This window comes from uncultured Acetatifactor sp. (assembly GCF_948601915.1).
GTDB lineage: Bacteria > Bacillota > Clostridia > Lachnospirales > Lachnospiraceae > Acetatifactor.
Genome location: NZ_CAPDXS010000017.1, coordinates 24,616 through 46,006 on the forward strand (window position 1 = coordinate 24,616; position 21,391 = coordinate 46,006).

The 21,391-nt window shown below is 58.8% G+C and carries 19 protein-coding genes and 2 pseudogenes (1 of these 21 cut by a window edge); 19 read left to right on the forward strand and 2 right to left on the reverse strand.

Going from position 1 to position 21,391, the window contains the following annotated elements; all coding sequences use genetic code 11:
• Nucleotide 1: 1 nt before the first annotated feature.
• From Q2B33_RS04550 to Q2B33_RS04585, 8 genes are all read left to right on the forward strand, one after another.
• Nucleotides 2–1,252, forward strand: a complete 1,251-nt coding sequence (locus Q2B33_RS04550) for a BTAD domain-containing putative transcriptional regulator (RefSeq protein WP_300564163.1) — start codon at nt 2–4, stop codon at nt 1,250–1,252.
• 3 nt (nt 1,253–1,255) lie between these two features.
• Nucleotides 1,256–1,714 carry a hypothetical protein gene (locus Q2B33_RS04555; protein WP_300564165.1) on the forward strand — a complete coding sequence of 153 codons (459 nt, stop codon included), beginning with the start codon at nt 1,256–1,258 and terminating at the stop codon, nt 1,712–1,714.
• Nucleotides 1,715–2,058: 344 nt separating this feature from the next.
• Nucleotides 2,059–2,883, forward strand: coding sequence for an AraC family transcriptional regulator (locus tag Q2B33_RS04560; protein ID WP_300564167.1), 825 nt, complete (start codon nt 2,059–2,061; stop codon nt 2,881–2,883).
• 126 nt (nt 2,884–3,009) lie between these two features.
• Nucleotides 3,010–3,981, forward strand: a complete 972-nt coding sequence (locus Q2B33_RS04565) for a sugar phosphate isomerase/epimerase (RefSeq protein WP_300564169.1) — start codon at nt 3,010–3,012, stop codon at nt 3,979–3,981.
• An 83-nt stretch (nt 3,982–4,064) separates the two neighbouring features.
• On the forward strand, nt 4,065–5,117 hold the full coding sequence (locus Q2B33_RS04570) for a Gfo/Idh/MocA family protein (protein WP_300564171.1): 1,053 nt from the start codon (nt 4,065–4,067) through the stop codon (nt 5,115–5,117).
• A 40-nt stretch (nt 5,118–5,157) separates the two neighbouring features.
• A complete protein-coding gene (locus Q2B33_RS04575) occupies nt 5,158–5,925 on the forward strand; it encodes a sugar phosphate isomerase/epimerase (RefSeq protein WP_300564173.1) in 768 nt (255 codons plus the stop codon).
• A gap of 171 nt (nt 5,926–6,096) precedes the next feature.
• The gene (locus tag Q2B33_RS04580; RefSeq protein ID WP_296459029.1) at nt 6,097–7,176 is read left to right on the forward strand and encodes a Gfo/Idh/MocA family protein; all 1,080 of its coding nucleotides are present in this window, start codon (nt 6,097–6,099) and stop codon (nt 7,174–7,176) included.
• 174 nt (nt 7,177–7,350) lie between these two features.
• Complete coding sequence (locus tag Q2B33_RS04585; RefSeq protein WP_296459033.1) at nt 7,351–8,133, forward strand: sugar phosphate isomerase/epimerase; 783 nt, start codon at nt 7,351–7,353, stop codon at nt 8,131–8,133.
• A gap of 337 nt (nt 8,134–8,470) precedes the next feature.
• On the opposite strand, the gene holA is transcribed toward Q2B33_RS04585, so the two are convergent.
• Complete coding sequence (holA, locus tag Q2B33_RS04590) at nt 8,471–9,445, reverse strand: DNA polymerase III subunit delta (RefSeq protein WP_300564655.1); 975 nt, start codon at nt 9,443–9,445, stop codon at nt 8,471–8,473.
• A 499-nt stretch (nt 9,446–9,944) separates the two neighbouring features.
• Between holA and Q2B33_RS04595 the strand changes: the two are divergent.
• The 3 genes and pseudogenes from Q2B33_RS04595 to Q2B33_RS04605 form a co-directional block, all read left to right on the forward strand.
• A pseudogene (locus Q2B33_RS04595) lies at nt 9,945–10,298 on the forward strand (sporulation initiation factor Spo0A C-terminal domain-containing protein); the annotation flags it as partial.
• Nucleotides 10,299–10,410: 112 nt separating this feature from the next.
• Complete coding sequence (glgA, locus tag Q2B33_RS04600) at nt 10,411–11,856, forward strand: glycogen synthase GlgA (protein ID WP_296459041.1); 1,446 nt, start codon at nt 10,411–10,413, stop codon at nt 11,854–11,856.
• Nucleotides 11,857–11,860: 4 nt separating this feature from the next.
• Nucleotides 11,861–13,522: a polysaccharide biosynthesis protein gene (locus Q2B33_RS04605; RefSeq protein WP_300564658.1), complete on the forward strand. Its 1,662-nt coding sequence runs from the start codon at nt 11,861–11,863 to the stop codon at nt 13,520–13,522.
• A gap of 4 nt (nt 13,523–13,526) precedes the next feature.
• Here Q2B33_RS04605 and Q2B33_RS04610 read toward each other — a convergent pair whose 3' ends face one another.
• Nucleotides 13,527–15,332 (reverse strand): NFACT family protein, encoded by a 1,806-nt coding sequence (locus Q2B33_RS04610; protein WP_300564660.1) that lies wholly within the window; start codon nt 15,330–15,332, stop codon nt 13,527–13,529.
• A 191-nt stretch (nt 15,333–15,523) separates the two neighbouring features.
• On the opposite strand from Q2B33_RS04610, the gene Q2B33_RS04615 reads away from it, so the two are divergent.
• From Q2B33_RS04615 to recA, 8 genes and pseudogenes are all read left to right on the forward strand, one after another.
• Complete coding sequence (locus Q2B33_RS04615; RefSeq protein WP_300564662.1) at nt 15,524–16,402, forward strand: YicC/YloC family endoribonuclease; 879 nt, start codon at nt 15,524–15,526, stop codon at nt 16,400–16,402.
• A 9-nt stretch (nt 16,403–16,411) separates the two neighbouring features.
• Nucleotides 16,412–16,693: a DUF370 domain-containing protein gene (locus Q2B33_RS04620; RefSeq protein WP_296459056.1), complete on the forward strand. Its 282-nt coding sequence runs from the start codon at nt 16,412–16,414 to the stop codon at nt 16,691–16,693.
• Nucleotides 16,694–16,715: 22 nt separating this feature from the next.
• Nucleotides 16,716–17,357, forward strand: coding sequence for a guanylate kinase (gene gmk / locus Q2B33_RS04625; protein WP_300564806.1), 642 nt, complete (start codon nt 16,716–16,718; stop codon nt 17,355–17,357).
• The gene (gene rpoZ / locus Q2B33_RS04630; RefSeq protein WP_296473971.1) at nt 17,357–17,587 is read left to right on the forward strand and encodes a DNA-directed RNA polymerase subunit omega; all 231 of its coding nucleotides are present in this window, start codon (nt 17,357–17,359) and stop codon (nt 17,585–17,587) included. Before gmk ends, rpoZ begins: the two co-directional genes overlap by 1 nt.
• 68 nt (nt 17,588–17,655) lie before the next feature.
• Complete coding sequence (gene rimO, locus Q2B33_RS04635) at nt 17,656–18,999, forward strand: 30S ribosomal protein S12 methylthiotransferase RimO (protein ID WP_300564666.1); 1,344 nt, start codon at nt 17,656–17,658, stop codon at nt 18,997–18,999.
• A 5-nt stretch (nt 19,000–19,004) separates the two neighbouring features.
• A complete protein-coding gene (gene pgsA, locus Q2B33_RS04640; RefSeq protein WP_300564808.1) occupies nt 19,005–19,577 on the forward strand; it encodes a CDP-diacylglycerol--glycerol-3-phosphate 3-phosphatidyltransferase in 573 nt (190 codons plus the stop codon).
• 36 nt (nt 19,578–19,613) lie between these two features.
• The gene (locus tag Q2B33_RS04645) at nt 19,614–20,885 is read left to right on the forward strand and encodes a competence/damage-inducible protein A (protein ID WP_300564810.1); all 1,272 of its coding nucleotides are present in this window, start codon (nt 19,614–19,616) and stop codon (nt 20,883–20,885) included.
• A gap of 308 nt (nt 20,886–21,193) precedes the next feature.
• Nucleotides 21,194–21,391, forward strand: a pseudogene (recA, locus tag Q2B33_RS04650) (recombinase RecA); its annotated part runs 860 nt beyond the window's last position; the annotation flags it as partial.

Genomic DNA, 21,391 nt, shown 5'->3' on the forward strand with positions numbered 1-21,391 from the left:
CATGGAAAAGAGAAGGGAAGAAGGGGAGGGGCTCTGCCTGCAGGTGCAGATGTTCGGCGGCTTCTCCCTGTCCTGGGGCGGAAAGCTGGTGTCGGGGAGCAAGAAGACCAGCGAGTCCCAGTTCAACTATCTGATGCAGCTCCTGCTGCACCACCGCAGGGAGGGCGTCAGCCGGGACATGCTGGAGCGGGTGCTCTTCGAGGACAGGGACATCCTGGACGTGCACCACGCGGCCAGGAGCGTCATCTACAATGCCAAGAGGCGTCTGCGGGCAGCGGGTCTGCCGGACTTAAACTACATCGAGCAGAGGAAGGGCATCTGCTACTGGACGGCCGAGGTGCCGGTATGGGAGGACGCGGCTGCCTTTGAGGCGCTCTATGAGGCGGCTGGGAGAGAGGCGGATCCGGAGAGGCGGCTGGGGCTGTACCTGCAGGCCTGCCGGGCCTATACAGGGGAGTTCCTGCCCCAGCAGGCGGCGGTCTTCTGGGTGGCCCGGGAGGCCAGGCGCTACAGGAACATATTCTGTGCCTGCATGGAGGAGGCCGTGAGGCTGCTGCGGGCCAGCCAGGACTTCCCGCAGATGAGGGAGCTGGGCAATTATGCCACGTCCATCAGCCCTCTGTCGGACTGGGAGACCGTCACCATGGAGGCGCTGGTGGCCATGGGACGCTACGAGGATGCCAGGAAGCTGTACAACGACACGGTTGACTTCTATTTCCGGGAGCAGGGCCTACGGCCCTCCAAGCGGATGATGGAGCTTTTCAACAAGCTGGGGGCCCAGATGGAGCATCAGTACGATGCGCTGGACGACATCCAGAGGAAGCTGTCCGAGGGACAGGCGGACTGCGGGGGAGGCTATCTGTGCGCCTACCCCGTGTTCCAGGGCATCTACCGCATGGTGACAAGGATGCTGGAGCGGGGCGGCCAGTCCGTGTACCTGATGCTGTGCATGGTTGTGGACAGCAAGGGCAACCCTATGCGGGACGGGCAGATGCTGGAGGAGCTCGCCGGGCGGCTGGAGGAGGCCATCCGGGACTCCGTGCGGCACAGCGACGCCATCAGCAGGTACGGCAAGGGCCAGTACCTGGTGCTCCTGATGAATACCACCAGGGAGAGCTGCGGCGTGATCCAGAAGCGCATCAACTGCCGCTTCCTGATAGGGAGGCAGCGCACCGGGATACAGTATTATGTGAACAGCGTCATCTGCCATCCCCATGGAGGCAGTGCAATCGTGGACAAAGGCAGGGGATAGTGGATGGAGAGATCTCAGTGGTATCTGGGGACGCCGAACGGCGTGATTCTGTGCATCGACCAGGCGGCCGACGGACAGCTGAAGGGCAGGTTCTATCATGCTTACGAGAGGGAGGCCGTGGTCTTCTCCTCGATAGAGGAAGCGATATTCGGGCTGGAGGGATTCTATGATTCCCTGAATTTCCCCCACCCTACCATGGACGGCCGCACCTTCGGCAAAGGGGAGAGGCAGGCAAATATCAGACAGGAAAGGACGAGAATCATGAGAGACGAGGAATTGCTGAGCAGACATGGAGACCTGGGGACCTTCATCATCCGTGTCCAGCACCGCCAGAACAGCAGCTGGCAGGGGCGGATTACCTGGATGGACAAGAACAAGACGGTCTACTTCCGCTCCATCTGGGAGATGATCAAGCTGGTGGAGGGGGCCCTGGACACGGTCAGCCAACAGGAGGACGGCTGATGTGCCTCTTTTTTGTTTTTCCGTGACTGACTCTTCGCCTGGCCGGAAAGGTTTGCAAAAAGCGCCCATTTGTAATATAATGTATACTGCTTAACGGTTATAATTTCCGAGCAACCCGACTGCATAACGCCAGCCATATGCGTTTAACCAGTGTAGTACGGTAAATTCTGGCGTTATGCAGTATAACTATACTCGCGAGCGATGAAATCTGCCGCAATGTTTCTGGAACGTTTCGCTCGTGAGTCGGACAATCTGGTAGGTTTTTGGAATCGTTAGTATAAATTCTCCAGGAGGGAAAGGCGCTGCCTGGGCGGTACAGGAGCGGGTTTCAGAAGGGGAAAGCCATGCAGTCTTTGGAATATTATGAACAGAAGATCATCAGCGATTCGGAGTTTCCGGTGCAGATGTTCGTCAACGATGTGGGCAAGAAGGTCTGGTACTTCAACCAGCACTGGCACGAGCATATCGAGCTCCACTACGTGCTGGAGGGCAGGACCACCCTGCGGCTGGGGCAGCGGGAGATTCCGGCTAGGGAGGGGAACCTGGTGGTGGTCAACAGCAACGAGCTCCACGCGGGCTACTGTGACGGAACCCATATGCGGGTATTGGTCATCATATTCGACATGGGGGATTTCTACAAGGAGCTTGCAGACAAGAATGTAATCTTCCAGTCCCTGGTGGAGCGGGACGAGACCATAGACGCCATCATGTCCGCCATCCAGAAGGAATACAGCGAGCAGAGGATCGGCTACCGCCTGATCTGCAAGGGGGAGCTGCTCCACCTAATCGTCCACCTGGCCCGGGAGTACGCCGCGGAGGTGCTCACGGAGCGGGAGAGCGATAGCAGAAAGAGGCGCTTGGAGAGGCTCAACACCGTGCTGGACTACATCCAGTCCAACTACACCAAGCAGATCAGCAACAGGGAGCTGGCAGACATCATCCACTTAAGCGAGGACAGGTTCAACCATCTGTTCAAGGAGAGCATGGGAATGCCGCCGCTCCAATATATGAACGAGGTCCGCATGAAGAAGGCCATGAACCTGCTCAAGAGGAAGGAGGGCACGGTGGTGGAGATTGCGGACAGCGTGGGGTTCACGGACTACAATCATTTCGGGCGGCAGTTCAGACGGTATTACGGCTGTGCGCCCTCGGAGATCCTGAAAAAATAAACAGCAGAATCGTATGTATAAACAGCAGAAAGAATCTTTCTTCTTCTGCTGTCTTTTTTTATAATCAGTTTAAAATGAGAAATCGCATTCCCCGGTAGAATGCATAAAAGAAACGGAGGAGATATCATGAAATTAGGAACATTGACGGTAGCGCTGGGAGACCTGCCCTTTGACCAGGCATGCGAGTTCCTGGCGGAGAGGGGCGTGCAGATGGTAGAGATCGGCTGCGGCGGCTTCCCCGGCAAGGCCCACTGCGACGCGGCGGAGCTTCTGGCCGACGAGGGGAAGCGGGAGAAGTTCATGGAGACGCTGGATAAGTACCATCTGGAGATCAGCGCCCTGAGCAGCCACGGCAACATGGTACATCCCGACCCCGCCGTCGCGGAGAGCTTCGAGAAGGATTTCGACAATGCCATACTGCTGGCGGAGAAGCTGCATGTGCCCGTGGTGAACACCTTCTCGGGATGCCCTGGCGGAAGCAAAGAGGACAGGACGCCCAACTGGGTCACCTGCCCCTGGCCGGATGACTTCAGCCAGATTCTGGAGTACCAGTGGAACGAGGTGCTGATTCCCTACTGGAAGAAGAAGGTGGAGTTCGCCAAGGCCCATGGGGTGTCGAAGATTGCCTTTGAGCTGCATCCCGGCTTCTGCGTCTACAATACCAGGACCATGCTGCGGATCCGCAGGGAGGTGGGGCCCGAAATCGGCGCGAACTTCGATCCCAGCCATCTGATCTGGCAGGGCATGGATCCCTGCACTGCCATCCGGGAGCTTGGAAAGGAGGGCGCCATCTTCCATTTCCACGCCAAGGATACCAAGGTGGACCCCAGGAACACTGCCGTCAACGGCGTGCTGGATACCACCCATTACGGGGAGGAGCTGGAGAGATCCTGGATCTTCCGCACCGTGGGCTATGGCAACGGCGAGGAGTACTGGAGGAACATCATCTCCGAGCTGCGCATGGCAGGCTATGACTACGCCGTCAGCATCGAACACGAGGACGGCCTCATGTCCGGCAGGGAGGGCCTGGAGAAGGCCATCAGCTTCCTGAAGAATGTATTGATATACGAGGATCGGGGCGCTATGTATTGGGCCTAAAACAGTAAAGCGGGGAAAGCTGCGCCAAAGAGACTTTAGCCTTTAGAGCCGTCGCGCAGCGACTTAAAATAGGAGGTAGCGATATGAACCATAAGATGGCCATTGTTGGCTTCGGCGGAATGGCGGGCTGGCATTATGATGAAATCCAGACCATCGAGGGCCTGGAGATTGCCGGCATCTGGGACATCAGGGAGGAGAGGCGGGATTATGCCGCCCGGGAGAAGGGGCTCCATGTATACGGCAGCCTGGAGGATCTTCTGGCGGATCCGGAGACGGATCTGGTGCTGATCGCCACGCCCAACGACGTACATAAGCCCGTGGCGGTTGCCGCCATGGAGGCCGGGAAGAACGTAATCAGCGAGAAGCCCATCACCTTAAGCTCCGCGGATCTCCAGGAGATGATAGACGCGTCGGAGCGGACAGGGCGTTTCCTCACCGTCCATCAGAACAGACGCTGGGACGAAGATTATCTGACGGTGAAGAAGATATTGGAAGAGGGAAAGCTGGGAGAGCTGTTCCGCATCGAATCCAGAGTCCATGGTTCCAGGGGCATCCCCGGGGACTGGCGGCAGGAGAAGGAGCATGGCGGCGGCATGATCCTGGACTGGGGCGTGCACCTCTTGGACCAGCTGCTGCAGATGTTCGCCCATGTACCTATAAAGAGCGTATACGGGGTGGAGACCCATGTGACCAACCAGCTTGTGGACGATGGCTTCTACACGGAGATCGCCTTTGAGAACGGTGTCACCGCTCTGGTGGAGGTGGGCACCAGCAATTTCGTCTCCCTTCCCAGGTGGTACGTGATGGGGGCGGACGGCACGGCTGTCATCGAGGACTGGGCCCTGAACGGGAAGATCGTGCGGGCCTCCGGCGTGGACGAGAAGGACGTGGCCCCTGTGATCACCGCCGCGGGCCTGACCAAGACCATGGCCCCCAGGAGGGACGACAGCATCTTCACCGAGGAGCTGCCCAAGGTGGAGAGCGACGTGCGGGACTTCTATTACAATGTGATGGCCGTGCTGGAGGGCAGGGAGGAGAGCCTGATCCGTCTGCCGGAGGTGATGAGGGTCATGAAGCTCATGGAGGCGATCCACAGATCCGCCGAGACGGGAGAAGTGGTAAAAGAGGCCATATAAAAGATACGCGACAGCGGGAAAGGCATGGGGACGGATTCGTATGGGTAAGATGGGAATTGCCGCACAGGTGTATTCCGTGCGGGACGAGGCGCAGAAGGACTTCCCGGGAACCATGAGGGCCCTGAAGGAATACGGCTATGAGGGCGTGGAGCTGGCAGGGCTGTACGGCCAGAGCCCCGAGGCAGTGAGGGACTGCCTGAAGGAAGCGGGGCTTGTGGGCATCAGCGCCCATGTGGGGCTGGAGCCCTTCCAGGAGGACATGGAGGGAACGGTGAAGGCCTATGAGACTATAGGCTGCAAGTACATCGGAATCCCCGGAATGTCCATGGACTGCCACTATGGCGGGGAGAAATTCCAGGAGACCTGCCGGTTCATCGAGAAGCTGGCGGACTGCTGCCAGGCGCATGGAATCATATTGATGTACCACAACCACGACTTCGAATTCGGGAAGACGGACAGGGGAACGTATTTCCTGGACGAGCTGTTCGGAGCAGTGGACGCGAAGCACCTGCAGACGGAGCAGGATACCTGCTGGGTGAAGGTAGGCGGGGTAGACCCGGTGGCCTATCTGGAGAAGTACGCAGGGCGCTGTCCCGTGGTACATATGAAGGACTTTCGCAGGAATGGCGGGGAAGTGGAGCAGTACCCCCTGGGAGAGGGGGAGCAGGACAATGCCGCCATCGTGAAGAAAGCGGCGGAATGCGGCACGAAGTGGCTGGTGGTGGAGCAGGACGACCACCCTTACGGGGAGCCCATGGAAAATATGGCAAAGAGCGCCAAATATCTGAGGGGGCTTCAGGATTCATAGGAACCGGGACCGCATATTCCTGCCGGGAGAGGCAGGCTTGCCGCTTCAGGCAGAGGCCCGGCATCCCGGAAGGCCGGGAGAGACATGGCAGACAGCAAGAACCAGCGCCTGCCCGTGGGGCTGCAGCGCGGCGCGGGCGGGTGTGGAGCATAAAACAAGGAGGACCTTACAATGAGGAAATTGAGAGTAGGAATCGTAGGCTGCGGGGGAATCGCCAACGGAAAGCATCTCCCCGCAATGAAGAGGAACGGGAACTTCGAGTTCGTGGCGTTCTGCGACCTGATTGAGGAGAGGGCCCAAAAGGCCAAGGAGGAGTACGGCACAGAGGACTCCAAGGTGTATACTGATTACAATGACCTGTTGAAGGAGGACATCGAGGCCGTATATGTGCTGACCCCCAACAGCGTCCACGCCCCTGTGAGTATCGCCGCCATGGAGGCGGGGAAGAACGTCATGTGCGAGAAGCCCATGGCGAAGACCTATGACGAGGCCAAGAAGATGGTGGAGACCGCGGAGCGCACAGGCAAAGTCCTCACCATCGGCTATCAGAGCCGCTACCGCGGGGATTCCGCCTATCTGAAGAAGGCCTGCGTGAACGGGGATTTGGGTGAGATCTACTATGCCAAGGCCCATGCCATCCGCAGGAGGGCCGTTCCCACCTGGGGCGTGTTCCTGGATGCGGAGAAGCAGGGCGGCGGGCCGCTGATCGACATCGGGACCCATGCGCTGGACCTGACCCTGTGGATGATGGACAATTACGAGCCTGAGATGGTGGTGGGCTCCGTGTACCGCAAGCTTGCCGACCAGAAGGGGGACACCGGCAACGCTTGGGGCGACTGGGATCCGGAGGTCTACACCGTAGAGGATTCCGCCTTCGGCTTCATCAAGATGAAGAACGGCGCCACCATCGTGCTGGAGTCCTCCTGGGCGCTGAACAGCCTGGACACCAACGAGGCCAAGACGTCCCTGTGCGGCACCAAGGCAGGGGCGGACATGCTGGACGGCCTCCGCATCAACCGCGTCAACTACGGCAAACAGTGCGTGGAGAAGCCCGCCCTGGCAGCCGGCGGCGCGGCGTTCTATGACGGGATTTCGGAAGCGCCCGAGGATGTGGAGCAGAGGGTATTCTACAATGCCATCGTGAACGGTGAGCCGCTGACCGTGGAACCCAGGCAGGCCATGGTAGTGACCCAGATTCTGGAGGCCATCTATGAGTCCGGCAACACAGGGAAGCCCGTGTTCTTTGACTGAGTTCAGCCTGAGCTTTGCAGCCGCGGCTGACGGACAGCGCATCCCGGCAGACCGGGGCATTGTCCGGGCAGCCGGGCGTCAGGGCACTGATATGGAATAATGCACCGCGGTTTCCCCGGCGTCCGCCTTGGGATGCCGGGAACCGGCGGATTGCGGAAAGGCATGGAAAACGATATGAAGCTAGGAAGAATCGCATGGTTCGAGGAGAAGGACTTCCAGAGCGCCAGGGAGCGCGGCATGGCCTTCATCGAGCTGGACGTGAACGACAGGGCGCAGGAATTTCTGGACAATGTGGAAGCCATCCGTGAGAGGAGCGCGAAGTACCAGGTGCCCGTGGGGGCCGTGGGCAGATGGGGGAGCGACCGCATCTGCAAGGAGGGCATCTGCCAGGAGGAGCTGGAGCTGGAATACAGGCTGATCGACGCCGCGGCGCAGTTGGGGTGCGGCGTGTACATCACCGGCTGCAACAAGGTGGAGGAGCTGTCCTACTATGAGAACTGCGGGCTGGCCATCTCCTATTTTGAGAAGCTGATCGCCCATGGGGCCGAGAAGGGCGTGAAGATAGCGGTGTACAACTGCCGCTGGAACAATTTCGTCTGCGACCCCATGGCGTACACTGTCATCATGGGATATCTGAAGGACCTCTATATCAAATACGATCCCTCCCACTGCATCTACGCGGGCGGGGACTACCTGCAGGAGACCAGGGACTGGGGCGACCGCTTCCTCCATGTCCACCTGAAGGGCTCCCTGATCGTAGGGGGAGAGCGCTACGACGATCCCCCTGCGGGCCTGGACCAGACCAACTGGGGCGCGTTCCTGGCCATCCTCTACGCCAAGGGCTACGACAAGTGCCTGAGCATCGAGCCCCACTCCGCCAACTGGAGGGGAGAGCTGGGCGAGAAGGGAATCGACTTTACCATTCAATACTTCCGGAACCTGATGCTGAAGGACTGAGCCGGGGCCTACATAGATACCTGGAATGCACGGAAAAGGAGCTGCCACGTAGATGTGGCGGCTCCTTTCTCTTTCTGCCGGCACAGGCCAAGGACCGCGCCGGGAGGGCAGCCCCAAAACCGCCGGGGGCAGCCCCAAGACCGCCGGGGGCAGCCAAAGACCATGTCAGGGCCGCCGGAGGGCAGGCCAAAGACCATGCGGAGGGCAGCCGGGGAACAGGCCCAAGACCGCGCCAGGGCAGCCGGGAAACAGGCCCAAGACCGCGCGGGGGGCCGCCGGAGGGCAGGCCAAAAACCGTGCGGGGGCAGCCGGGGAACAGGCCCAAGACCGCGCCGGTTCACAGCACGGACAGTATCAATATCTCCACGCTCATCTTGTCGTTCATGCGCCCGGTCTTCACGGCCTCCTCGGCCTCCACGCACTTCTCCACGGCGCCGCGCAGGGCGGCGGACTTGAATTTCGCCGCCTGTCCCAGGTATTTCCCGGCCACGAAGGGCGGTACGCCGATCTTGGGGGCGATCGCCCGGCTGTCGAACCCCCTTGCGCCGAGCTCCTTCACCTGGAGCAGCATATTGCACTGCCTGGCTATGAGGAACAGGATGCGCATGGGCGGCTCCTTCAGGGCCAGCAGGTCGTAGTACAGCTCCAGGGCCCGGCGCTGCTGTCCGGCGGCGATGGCATTGATCATGTCGAAGATATGGTTCGAGATGCGCACGGTGCACACCGCCTCCACGTCCTCCGCCGTGACCACCTCCCGGCCCATGCAGTAGCAGATCAGCTTCTCCAGCTCCATCTGGATGTTCTCCATGTCCGTGCCGGTCTTTCCCAGGAAGAGCTGCACCGTGCTCTCCGTGATCTTCATGTTCTCCCTGGCCAGGATTCCCGCGGCCCAGCGCTTTAAGGTGTTCTCGTCCTGCTCGCCGAATTCCGCCGCATAGCCCTTCGCCTGGACGGCCTTGTACAGCTTGCTGCGCTTGTCGACCTCGCTCTCCGTGAAGACGAAGTAGGCGGACTCGCTTGGATTCGACAGATATTCCGCCATTTTTTCCCCGCCGGACTTGAACAGGCCGCTGTCCGTGATGAATATGACACGCCTGTCGGCAAAAAAAGGCAGGGTCTCCGCCAGGTCTACGATCTCCCCCACCGCCACGTCCTTCCCCTCGAAGAAATGGGTGTTCATGGTGTCCCCCTCCTGGCAGAGGGCATTCTTAAGCTTGTCCCGGTACTGCCTGCGCAGATACCGCTCTTGTCCGTACAGGAGATAGACCTGCCTGAAATTCTGCTGTCTGATGTCTTCGTTGAGCTGTCTCATATAGGAACCTCTTTCCGGGCTTCTTTCCACCCTTTTATTGTGCCCTTTGACGGGCCGTGCTGTCAAGCGGAAATTAAAAAGTCGTTTTTTATCAAAATCTTAAAACTGTTCAAGAAATTATAAATATTATGGAATTTTATACTTCTTTTTGCAAAACGCCGTTGATATCCTTTTTATTCTGTATCTATTTTGCACATTTTAATGAATTGTGCGATGAATACAGGTTGCTGTAACAAAGGGTTCTCTTTTATAATGGGAAAGGACGAATTTAGACAATTTGTAACGCGAGAGCAAAAAAAGTCCACGAATTTTCGCGAGGAGGTAAGAAATGGAACAGCTGAACATCACAGCTACAAAGGATAACGAGAAGATCTACAGGATTCTGGGCGATTTGATGAATGGGGACAAAGAGTTCCAGATTATGATCACGGTGCCGTCCGGAAAAGGCGCCGCGCACAGGAACGCGCCGCAGGAGCCGCCGAAGGCCCCGGAGGTGCTGCGGAACCTGGAACAGGATGTGACCGACATGATACATGAGATAGGAGTCCCTGCCCATATCAAAGGATACCAGTACCTGAGGGAGGCCATCATGATGTCCGTGGACGACCCGGCCATGATCAGCTCCATCACCAAGATCCTCTATCCCACCATAGCGAAGCGGTTCCAGACCACGCCCAGCCGTGTGGAGCGCGCCATCCGCCATGCCATAGAGGTGGCCTGGAGCAGAGGGAAGATGGAGACGCTGGACGCGCTCTTCGGCTACACCATCGATACGGGGAAGGGCAAGCCCACCAATTCCGAGTTCATCGCCCTGATAGCGGACAGGATAAGGCTCTCCTACCGGACGAAATAGGATATTTTTGGGATTTTTGGGAATGTTTATGGAAAAAGCTTTCCACTGGACGGATATTGTTGTATAATGAAAGCGGGGTTAATAATGCAATCATAATCAGTGGAGGTTTCCGATGAAAAAAATTCTTTTTGCGGCATCAGAGGGAGTCCCTTTCATCAAGACCGGCGGTCTGGCAGATGTGGTGGGATCCCTGCCGAAATGTATCGACAAGCAGTATTTTGATGTAAGGGTCATGATTCCGAAGTACGCCTGCATGAAGCAGCAGATGAAGGATAAGATGAGATACGTGACCCATTTCTACATGGATTTCAACTGGAAGAGCATGTACGTGGGGATCTTCGAGGCAGAGGAAGAGGGCGTGCACTACTACTTCATCGACAATGAATACTACTTCAGCGGAGATAAGGTCTACACGGACGACCCCAGGTGGGAGATCGAGCGCTACGCATACTTTTCCAAGGCGGTGCTCTCCGCGCTGCCCGTGGTGGACTTCAGGCCGGATGTGGTGCACTGCCATGACTGGCAGACCGGCCTGATCCCTGTATATATGAAGGAGCGGTTCCGGGGCGGGGAGTTCTTCAGCAGCATGAAGTCCGTCATCACGATCCACAACCTGAAGTTCCAGGGCAAGTGGGACATCAAGACCGTGCGCAACATCACCGGCCTGTCGGACTATTTCTTCGCCGCGGACAAGCTGGAGGCCTATAAGGACGCGAACCTCTTAAAGGGCGGCATCGTCTATGCGGACGCGGTGACCACGGTCAGCGACACCTACGCGGAGGAGATCAAGACTCCTTTCTACGGAGAGGGCCTGGACGGCCTGCTGCGGGCCAGGAGCGGCGACCTTAGGGGCATCGTCAACGGCATCGACTATACGGACTTCAACCCGGAGACGGATAAGCATATCGTGAATCCTTACAATGCGGTGAATTTCCGCAAGGAGAAGGTGAAGAACAAACGGGCCCTGCAGCAGGAGCTGGGGCTGGCCCAGAATGACAAGAAGATGATGATCGGCGTGGTGTCCAGGCTCACGGATCAGAAGGGCTTCGACCTGATCGCGTACATCATGGATGAGCTGTGCCGGGACGATGTGCAGCTGGTGGTGCTGGGAACCGGCGAGGCTCGCTATGAGAACATGTTCCGTCATTTCGACTGGAAGTACGGCGACAAGGTGTCGGCCAATATCTACTACTCCGACCCCCTGTCCCACAAAATCTACGCATCCTGCGACGCGTTCCTGATGCCGTCCCTGTTCGAGCCCTGCGGCCTGAGCCAGCTCATGTCCCTGCGGTACGGCACCATCCCCATCGTCCGGGAGACGGGGGGCCTGAAGGACACGGTGCAGCCTTATAATGAATTCGAGAGCTCCGGCACGGGCTTTAGCTTTACCAATTACAATGCCCAGGAAATGCTGAATACGATACGGTATGCCGAGCGTATCTATTATGATAAGAAGCGTGAATGGAACAAGCTGGTTGACAGAGCCATGGCGGCGGACTTCTCCTGGCATGTATCCGCCAGGAAATATCAGGAAATGTACGACTGGCTGATAGGTTAAAGGTATGGCGGGTAAGAAAGAAAGATCCAACGATTTCATCGTGCAGGCAGGAATCCTGGCTGTGGCCGGGATCGTCAGCAGAATCATCGGGCTCCTTTACAGGAGCCCTTTGTACAATATCGTGGGGGCGCTGGGGATGGGCTACTATAACTCGGCATACAATTATTATACCATCATTCTGATGGTATCCTCCTACAGCATCCCCTCCGCCATGTCCAAGGTCATCGCACAGAAGCTGGCCGTAAAGGAGTACCGCAATGCCCACAGGATCTTCCTGGGGGCTATCGGCTATGTGCTGGCGGTGGGAGGCGTGGCCAGCCTGGCGCTGTACTTCGGCGCCGGGCTTTTCGTGTCGGAGAACGCGGTCCCGGTGCTGCGGACGTTTGCCCCCACAGTGTTCATCTACGGAATCCTGGGGGTGCTGCGGGGCTATTTCCAGGCCCATGAGAGCATGGTGCAGACCTCCGTGTCCCAGATTCTGGAGCAGATCTCCAATGCCGCGGTGACCATCGGCGTGGCCTATCTGCTGATAAAGACTCAGATGGGCAGCCTGGAGATGCCGGCGGACCAGGAGGGGCAGGTGAGGCGGGCGGTGTACGGGGCCATCGGCAGCGCCACGGGAACCGGGGCCGGCGTGCTGGTGGCGCTGCTGTTCATGGCAGGCGTCTACGGGCTGAACCGGAGCATCATCAGACGGCGGATAGAGAACGACAGGCATGACAATGTGGAATCCTACGGCGCTGTCTTCAAACGGATCACCATGGTGGTGACCCCCTTTATCCTCAGCAGCGCGGTGTACAATATGGGCAGCGCCGTGAACAACAGCATCTACCTAAAGCTCCTGCCCGCCTGGAAGGAAGTGGATGAACTGGCCCTCAGCGCCCGCTGGGGCGTGTTCCAGACGCAGCCCATCACCATATCCAATATCCCCACCGCCTTTGCTATGGCCATGGCCGCGGCCATGATCCCCGTGGTGGCGCAGCTGATCGCCTCCGCGGACCATGAGGGGGCCAGGGAGAAGATAGGCCTGTCCATCAAGAGCACCATGGTCATCTCCATCCCCTGCGCCGTAGGCCTGTGCGTGCTGGCCCGGCCTGTGACGGGGCTGCTCTTCCGCAATAGCATAGAGGAAGAGAACCTGGCCACGGGGCTGCTGATGGCATTGTCCCTGTCCATCGTGTTCTATGCCCTGTCCACCCTGACGGGACAGATCCTGCAGGGGCTGGGCAGGGTGAGCATACCAATCGTCAACGCGGGCGTGGCCCTGGCGGTGCAGACAGTGTCCGCCATCCTGCTGCTGCTCTACACGGATCTGGATCTGTATGCCATCGTGATCGCGAATACCCTGTACGCGGTCTGCCTCTGTGTGCTGAACCAGATCGCGGTGCACAGGGCCGTGGGGTACAGGCAGGAGATCGTAAAGACATTCCTGATTCCCGGGCTCGCCTCGGTCTGCATGGGCGGGATAGCCTGGGCGGTCTACGAGGGCCTGCTGATGCTGACCGCCTCCCCCAGGATTTCCGTGGTGATCGCGATCTGCATCGCGGCCTGCGTGTACTTCGTCATGCTGCTCCTGTTCAGGGGGCTGTCGGAGGAGGAGCTGCGGGGATTCCCGAAGGGGTATCTCCTGGTGAAGCTGGCGAAGAAGTGCGGGCTGATGAGATAGGCCCCTATTCGTTTACCGGCTGTATGCCGGAGATGTCGCTGTCTATGGCCATGGAGTAGTTGGTATAATAGACTACGAAGCCGGGCTTCGCGCCGTTCGGCTTCTTCACATGCTTTTTCTGGACGTAGTCGATCTCCACCTTTTCCTGTCCTCTTCCCTTGGAATAGTAGGCCGCCAGGCGCGCGGCCTCCTCAAAGGTGCGGTCGGGCAGCTCCTGCGCGTTGCCCGTCTTCACCACCACATGGGAGCCGGGGATCTGCTTGGCGTGGAACCACCAGTCGTTTCCCGTGGCGAGCTTGAAGGTCAGCTCGTCATTCTGGAAATTATTCTTCCCCACATACATATGGAAGCCGTCGCTGCTCAGATAGTGGAAGGGCCTGCTGGTGATCTTCTGCTTCTTCCCGCGGTTCCCGGCCTTGCGGCGGATGTAGCCGCTTTCGGTGAGCTCCTCCTTGATCTGGGCCAGGTCCTCCTCATACAGGGCGATGTCCAGCGCGGTGGAGACGGATTCCAGATGCTGGATCTCCGCCCTGACCTCCACGGTCAACTGGGACAGGGCCTCGTAGGTGCGCTTCATCTTGCCGTATCTGTCGAAATATTTCTGGGCGTTCTCCTTGGCGGAGAGCGTGGGATCCAGGGGGATGGTCACCGTCTCGTCGGTATAGTAGTTCAGGGCCTGGAGGGACTTGGCCCCGGGCTCTGCGCTGTAGCCGTAGGTGTTCAGCAGCTCTCCGTAGACCCGGTAGGTGTCGCGCTTTTCCGTATCCTTCATCTGGCGGAGCTGCAGGTCGTACTTCTTCACGTTCCGCTCCAGGGCGGTCTGCACGATCCGGCGCAGGTCGGCGGATTTCTGGCGGATGTGGGTGAGGACATTCTTCTCCGCGTAGTAATGCTCCAGCAGGGCGGACATGGAGCCGTAGGGGACGGTATAGTCCCCGGCAGGCTTTTCACCCGGATTGACCGAATCGGTCGATGGAGCGTCCTGTCTGCCGTAGCCGTACATGGTCAGGGGCAGGGCGCAGAATTCCACGGGACTGCCGTCCGTGTAGGCGATGTTGGGGGAGAAGCGTTCCTGCCGTATGGCCTCCGCCATCCGGGAAAATGCCCCGTACAGCCCTTCATAGTCCGAATCGCCCAGAGCCGCGGTGGGCAGGTCTGCGTCGATCCCGGCCTCATAGCACAGCTCCTGGGCCAGGACAGGGGAGATGCCCGTAAAGCTGCCGTAGAGCGCCTTAAAGACAGGCTGGGGCCTGGCGGAAAGGGCGTTCCGGAAAGCCTCCCCGTCGGTGGACAGGGCGTCCAGCTTGTCCTGGGTGGCGGCTATGAAGTAGGCTTTGCCCGGCAGCACCTCCCGCAGGGAGCTGACGGCGGCGGAGACGTGCTTGATGCTGTCGATGATAGTCCCCTCCGAATCACAGAAGATGATGTTGCTGTGCTTCCCCATGATCTCCACCACCAAAGTCTTCCTGCGCAGGTCGCCCATCTCGTCCAGGTGCTCCACGTCGATGTGGACGATGCGCTCCAGCCCCGGCTGGGAGATGCCCGTGATGCGCCCGTTCTGGAGATGCTTGCGCAGGAGCATGCAGAAGCCCGGGGCCGTCATGGGGCTGGGCTTGGATTCGCCGGTGAGATAGAGCAGGGGCAGGGAAGCCTGGGCGGAAATCAGCAGCTTCTTCGTGCCGTCCGGCTGCTTGATGGTGAGCAGCAGCTCGTCCGCCTCGGGCTGGGCGATTTTATAGAGCCGCCCGCCGGTGAGCTCTCTTTTCAGTTCCGATACCACATTTGCTATGGTCACGCCGTCAAAGGCCATCTTTGTATCCTCCGTCCTTAAATCTGGGTCCTGAGGCTCTTTCGCTTCAGGAATGAGATGATTTCATTATGGCACGATCCCCTGCGGTTTGCAAGACAGATGCCGGAAAAAGCTTGACGCTTTCCCAATCTTATTCTATAATAAATGGAAGTATGCAGCAAGAGGGATTCTTTCCCGGACAGGAGCGTCATATGATAAAAAGCATGACCGGTTTCGGCAGATGTGAGATGGCCGAGAACGACAGGAAATTCACGGTGGAGATAAAATCGGTGAACCACCGCTATCTGGATGTCAGTATCAAGCTGCCGAAAGCGCTCAATTTCTTTGAATCATCCATACGCAGCGAACTGAAGAGCTATATCTCCCGCGGCAAGGTGGACGTCTATGTCTCCTATGAGGACTTCTCGGAGAAGACATCGGTGGTGTGCTACCACAGGGAGCTGGCGGAGGAATACCTGCGGTATCTGCGCCGGATGGGGGAGGAATTCGGGCTGGAGAACGATGTCCGCGTGTCCACGCTGTCCAGGTTCCCGGAGATCTTCACCATGGAAGAGGCCGGGGTGGATCAGGAAGAGCTGTGGAAGGAGCTACTGGGCGCCCTCACCGGAGCCGCCCGCATGTTCGTGGACACCCGGGTGGCGGAGGGGGAGCATCTGAAGTGCGACCTGATAGAGAAGCTGGACGGAATGCGGCAGCGGGTGGACTTCATCTCCGAGCGCTCCCCCCAGATCGTGGCGCAGTACCGCCGCAAGCTGGAGGAGCGGGTCAGGGAGCTTCTGGCGGACACCGCCGTGGACGAGGGGAGGCTGCTGACGGAGGTGACGATCTTCGCGGACAAGGTCTGCGTGGACGAGGAGATCGTGCGGCTCTACAGCCATATCGAGACCACGAAGAAGACCCTGCTGGAGGGTGGTGCCATAGGCCGCAAGCTGGACTTCATCGCCCAGGAGATGAACAGAGAGGCCAATACCATCCTGTCCAAGTCCACCGACCTGGAGATTTCCAACTGCGCCATCGAGCTCAAGACGGAGATCGAGAAGGTCCGGGAGCAGATCCAGAACATAGAGTAGGGGTACGGCATGCTGATTCACATTGGATTCGGAAATATCGTGAACTCTTCGAAGATCATCGCCATCGTCAGCCCCGACTCCGCGCCTGTGAAGCGGATGGTGCAGAGCGCCAGGGAAAAAGGGACTGTCATCGACGCCACCCAGGGGCGAAAGACCAAATCCGTTCTGGTCATGGAGAACAGCCAGGTGGTGCTGTCGGCGCTTCTGCCGGAGACCATCGCGGGCCGTGTGCAGGGCAGCGCGCAGACGCGGGAGGACAGCGGCGTGGAGGGAACCGATGAAAGGGAGTAGGTGGCAATATCTTATGGAACATATGGAAAAAAAGGGGATTTTGATCGTCATATCCGGTTTTTCCGGGGCGGGGAAGGGCACACTGGTAAGGGAGCTGCTGCGCAGGCACGGCCAGGACTACGTGCTGTCCGTCTCTATGACCACCCGTGCGCCCAGGCCCGGGGAGCGGGACGGGGTGGAGTATTTCTTCACGGACAGGGAGCGCTTCGAGGAGGCCATTGAGCAGGACGGGCTGGTGGAATACGCCTCCTACTGCGGCAACTACTACGGCACTCCCAGGGCCTATGTGGAGGAGAAGCTGGCGGAGGGCAAGAATGTCATACTGGAGATAGAGATACAGGGAGCCCTGAAGATAAAGGAGAAGTTTCCGGAGAGCCTGCTGATTTTCGTCACGCCTCCCAATGCGGAGGAGCTGAAGCGCAGGCTGGAGGGCAGGGGCACGGAGAGCCAGGAGGTCATCGCCAGCCGTCTGGCCAGGGCCGCGGAGGAATCGGAGGGCGTGGAGCTCTACGATTACCTGGTGGTCAACGACAAGCTGGAGGAAAGCGCGGAGGAGATTCACCATCTGGTGGCCGCAGCCCGCAGGGCTCCGGTGAGAAGGGAAGCATTTGTAAAAGGAATCAGGGAAGAACTGCACAGTTTCGCGAAAGGAGCGCAGGAATAATGTTACATCCATCCTATTCAGATTTGATGAAGGTAGTGAACAAAGAGGTAGAGCAGGGCGAGGCCCCTGTGGTGAGCAGCCGGTACTCCATCGTCATGGCCACCTCCAAGAGGGCCAGGCAGCTGATCGGCGGCGAGGAGGCCATGGTGGACAGCAAGGACAAGAAGCCGCTGTCCGTGGCCGTGGAGGAGCTCAACCAGGGCAAGATAAAGATATTGGGCGGCGAATGAGACAAGGGTAGCTGGTGGTTTGCCAGCTATTTTCGCACTGGCTGCTGAGCCGTGGAGAGGAGCATTCCATGGATATTTTGTTCGTTTCGCTGGGCTGCGACAAGAATCTGGCCGACACGGAGATGATGCTTGGCATCCTGCAGAAAAGAGGCTTCGGCTTCACGGACGATGAAGAGAAGGCGGACATATGTATAGTCAATACCTGCTGCTTCATCGGGGACGCCAAGGAGGAGAGCATCGGAACGCTGCTGGAGATGGCGCAGCTTCGCAAAGAAGGAAGGATTAAGGCGCTGATTGCCACCGGCTGCCTGGCCCAGCGCTACCGGGAAGAGATCCGCAGGGAGATTCCGGAGGTGGACGCGCTGGTGGGCACCTCGGCCATAGAGGAAATCGGGGACGCGGTGGAGGAGGCCCTCTCAGGCAGGGGGCAGGACCATTACCGGCCCCTTGACGGGCCTCCCGCCGTCTGTGTGGACAGAATCGTGACCACAGGGGGCCATTACGCCTATCTGAAGATCGCGGAGGGCTGCGACAAGCGCTGCACCTACTGCGTCATCCCCAAGGTACGGGGGAAGTACCGCAGCATTCCCATGGAGACGCTGGAGGAGCAGGCCCGCAGGCTGGCGGAGGGAGGTGTCAGGGAGCTGATACTGGTGGCCCAGGAGACCACCCTCTACGGGGTGGATTTATATGGAAGAAAGAGCCTGCCTGGGCTGCTTGTGCGGCTTGCGGCCATCCCGGAGATCCACTGGATCCGGATTCTGTACTGCTATCCCGAGGAGATTACGGAGGAGCTGATAGAGACGATCGCGGAGGAGCCGAAGATATGCCGCTATCTGGACATTCCCATCCAGCACGCCTCGGATGAAGTCCTGCGGCGCATGGGCAGGAGGACGGATCAGGAGCATCTGCGCCGCCAGATCGGGATGCTGCGGGAGCGGATTCCGGATATCTGTCTGCGGACCACACTGATCAGCGGCTTTCCCGGAGAGAGCCAGGAGGACTTCGAGGAGCTCTACCGCTTCGTCAATGAGATGGAGTTCGACAGGCTTGGTGTGTTCGCCTATTCCCAGGAGGAGGGGACTGCCGCCGCGGCCATGCCGGACCAGATAGAGGACCAGGTGAAGGAGGCCAGGCGGGACGAGCTGATGGAGCTGCAGCAGGCCATTGCCTTCGAGAAGGCCGAAGGGATGATCGGGCAGGAGCTGGAGGTAGTGGTAGAGGGCAGGATGACGGAGGAGGACGTGTACGTGACGCGGACATACCGGGATGCGCCGGATGTGGACGGATACCTGTTCCTGCACACGGACAGGGAGCTGATGAGCGGCGATTTCGTCAGGGCGCGGGTCACGGACTTCAACGAGTATGATCTGATCGGCGAGATGGTGGATCACAGGGAGGACGAGCCATGAATAAGATGAATTTACCGAACAAGTTGACGATATTCCGTGTATTTCTGATTCTGCCCTTTGTATTGCTCCTGCTGGGAGAGAGCGGCGGCTGGGGCTGGTATCGGGCGCTGTTCGGCGGTATTCCGGAATATGTGGACTATATCGCGCTGGCAATCTTCATCATCGCCAGCCTGACGGATTTGATCGACGGCAAGATTGCCCGCAAGTACGGGCTGGTGACCAATTTCGGCAAGTTCATGGATCCCCTGGCGGACAAGCTGCTGGTCAGCGCCGCCATGATCGCGTTGGTGGAGCTGGGGCGTATCCCCGCCTGGATCGTGATCGTCATCATCAGCAGGGAGTTCATCATCAGCGGCTTCCGCCTGGTGGCGGCAGACAAGGGCATAGTCATAGCGGCCAGCTATTGGGGGAAGTTCAAGACCACCTTCCAGATGGTGATGGTGTGCCTGATGATCGCGGATCTGGAGGAGCTGCGGCTGGTGACGGACATCGTCATGTGGGCGGCGCTGATACTGACCGTGGTGTCTTTGGCGGATTATCTGATGAAGAACAGGGAAGTGATGCGGGAGACGAAGTAGCGCGGCCCGGAGTGCGGCGCGGAGGAGAGGATTATGATGAAGGTTGAACTGATATGCGTGGGGACGGAGATTCTGCTGGGAAACATCGTGAACACCAATGCGGCTTATCTGGCGGAGAAATGCGCCGGTTTAGGGCTTTCCTGCTATTTCCAGACAGTGGTGGGGGACAATGAGGAGAGGCTCTCCCAGGCCCTGGAGACGGCTATAGGGCGCTCCGACATCGTCATCCTGTCCGGAGGCCTGGGGCCTACGGAGGATGACCTGACCAAGGAGACGGCGGCGAAGGTCTGCGGCAGGCCCCTGTACCTGCACGAGCCCAGCAAGAAGGCCATAGAGAAGTTCTTCGCGGACAGGGGGACGGAGCCCACGGAGAACAACTGGAAGCAGGCCATGCTGCCCCAGGGGGCCATCGTCATGGAGAACCACAACGGCACCGCGCCGGGCGCGATCATAGAGACGGAGAGCGCCAGGGTGATTCTGCTCCCCGGCCCGCCGAACGAGCTGTACCCCATGTTCGAGGAGAGCGCGGCCCCTTACCTGGCCTCCCTGAACTCCCAGGCCCTCAGCTCCACCACGGTGAAGATCTGCGGCGTGGGGGAGAGCAAGGCGGAGACCATGGTGAAGGACCTGATCGACGGCCAGACCAATCCCACCATCGCCACCTACGCCAAGACCGGGGAGGTGCATATCCGCGTCACCGCCAGCGGCGAGGACAAGAAAAGCGCGGCGAAGCTGATCAAGCCCGTGGTGAAGGAACTGAAGGCCAGGTTCGGCAACCATGTGTACACCACCGAGGAGGCGGTGACCCTGGAGAAGTCCGTGGCGGATCTCCTGCTGGCCAACGCCCTGACCATCACCTGCGCCGAGTCCTGCACGGGCGGGCTGCTCTCCGCCAGGCTGGTGAACGTCCCGGGCATCTCGGGGGTATACAAATTCGGCATGGTCACCTATTCCAACAAGGCCAAGAGACGCTTCCTGGGGGTGAAGAAGAGCACCCTGCGGAAAGCAGGCGCGGTCAGCGAGAAGACCGCGGAGGAGATGGCAAAAGGCGCGGCCCTGGAGAGCAAGGCGGATGTGGCGGTAGCCGTCACTGGGATAGCGGGGCCGGATGGCGGCACGCCGGAGAAGCCCGTGGGCCTGGTGTACATCGCCTGCTACGTGAAGGGAAAGATTACCGTAAAGAAATGCCAGTTCTCCGGCAACCGGGACAAGATAAGGGAATCCGCGGTGTCCGCGGCGCTGACCCTGACCCGCAGCTGTGTGCTGGAATATTTCAGCAAGGTGACATTCGGAAAAAAGGAGTCCTGACTCCTTTTTTCTTTCTGTTTTTCCGTCTTTTTTGGATTTGGGGCATTTTCCGGTTGCCACCCGGGGCTGTCTGTGGTAAGATATATCTGTCTGAATCAATACCTCTGATGTTTCGTATGTCAGTATCATTCTTGGATTCCGGCGGCTTCGCCATATATTTCAGAGAGAATTTCCGGACAGGAGGGTGGGATGCCTTTGAGGGAGTTTTAAGGTACTTAAAATAAGGTAGAATATAGTTGACAAATGCGGACGAATGCTTTATCCTAAGGATATAGAACATTTGTTCTTGTAGAAAAAGGAGATTCCAGATGGAAAGAGAAGAGAAATTAAAAGCATTGGATGCGGCCATCGGCCAGATTGAGAAGCAGTTCGGCAAGGGCGCGGTGATGAAGCTGGGCGACCCCTCCTCCCGGATGAACGTGGAGACCGTCCCCACAGGCTCCTTAAGCCTTGACATAGCCCTTGGGCTGGGGGGGATCCCCAAGGGGAGGATCGTAGAGATATAC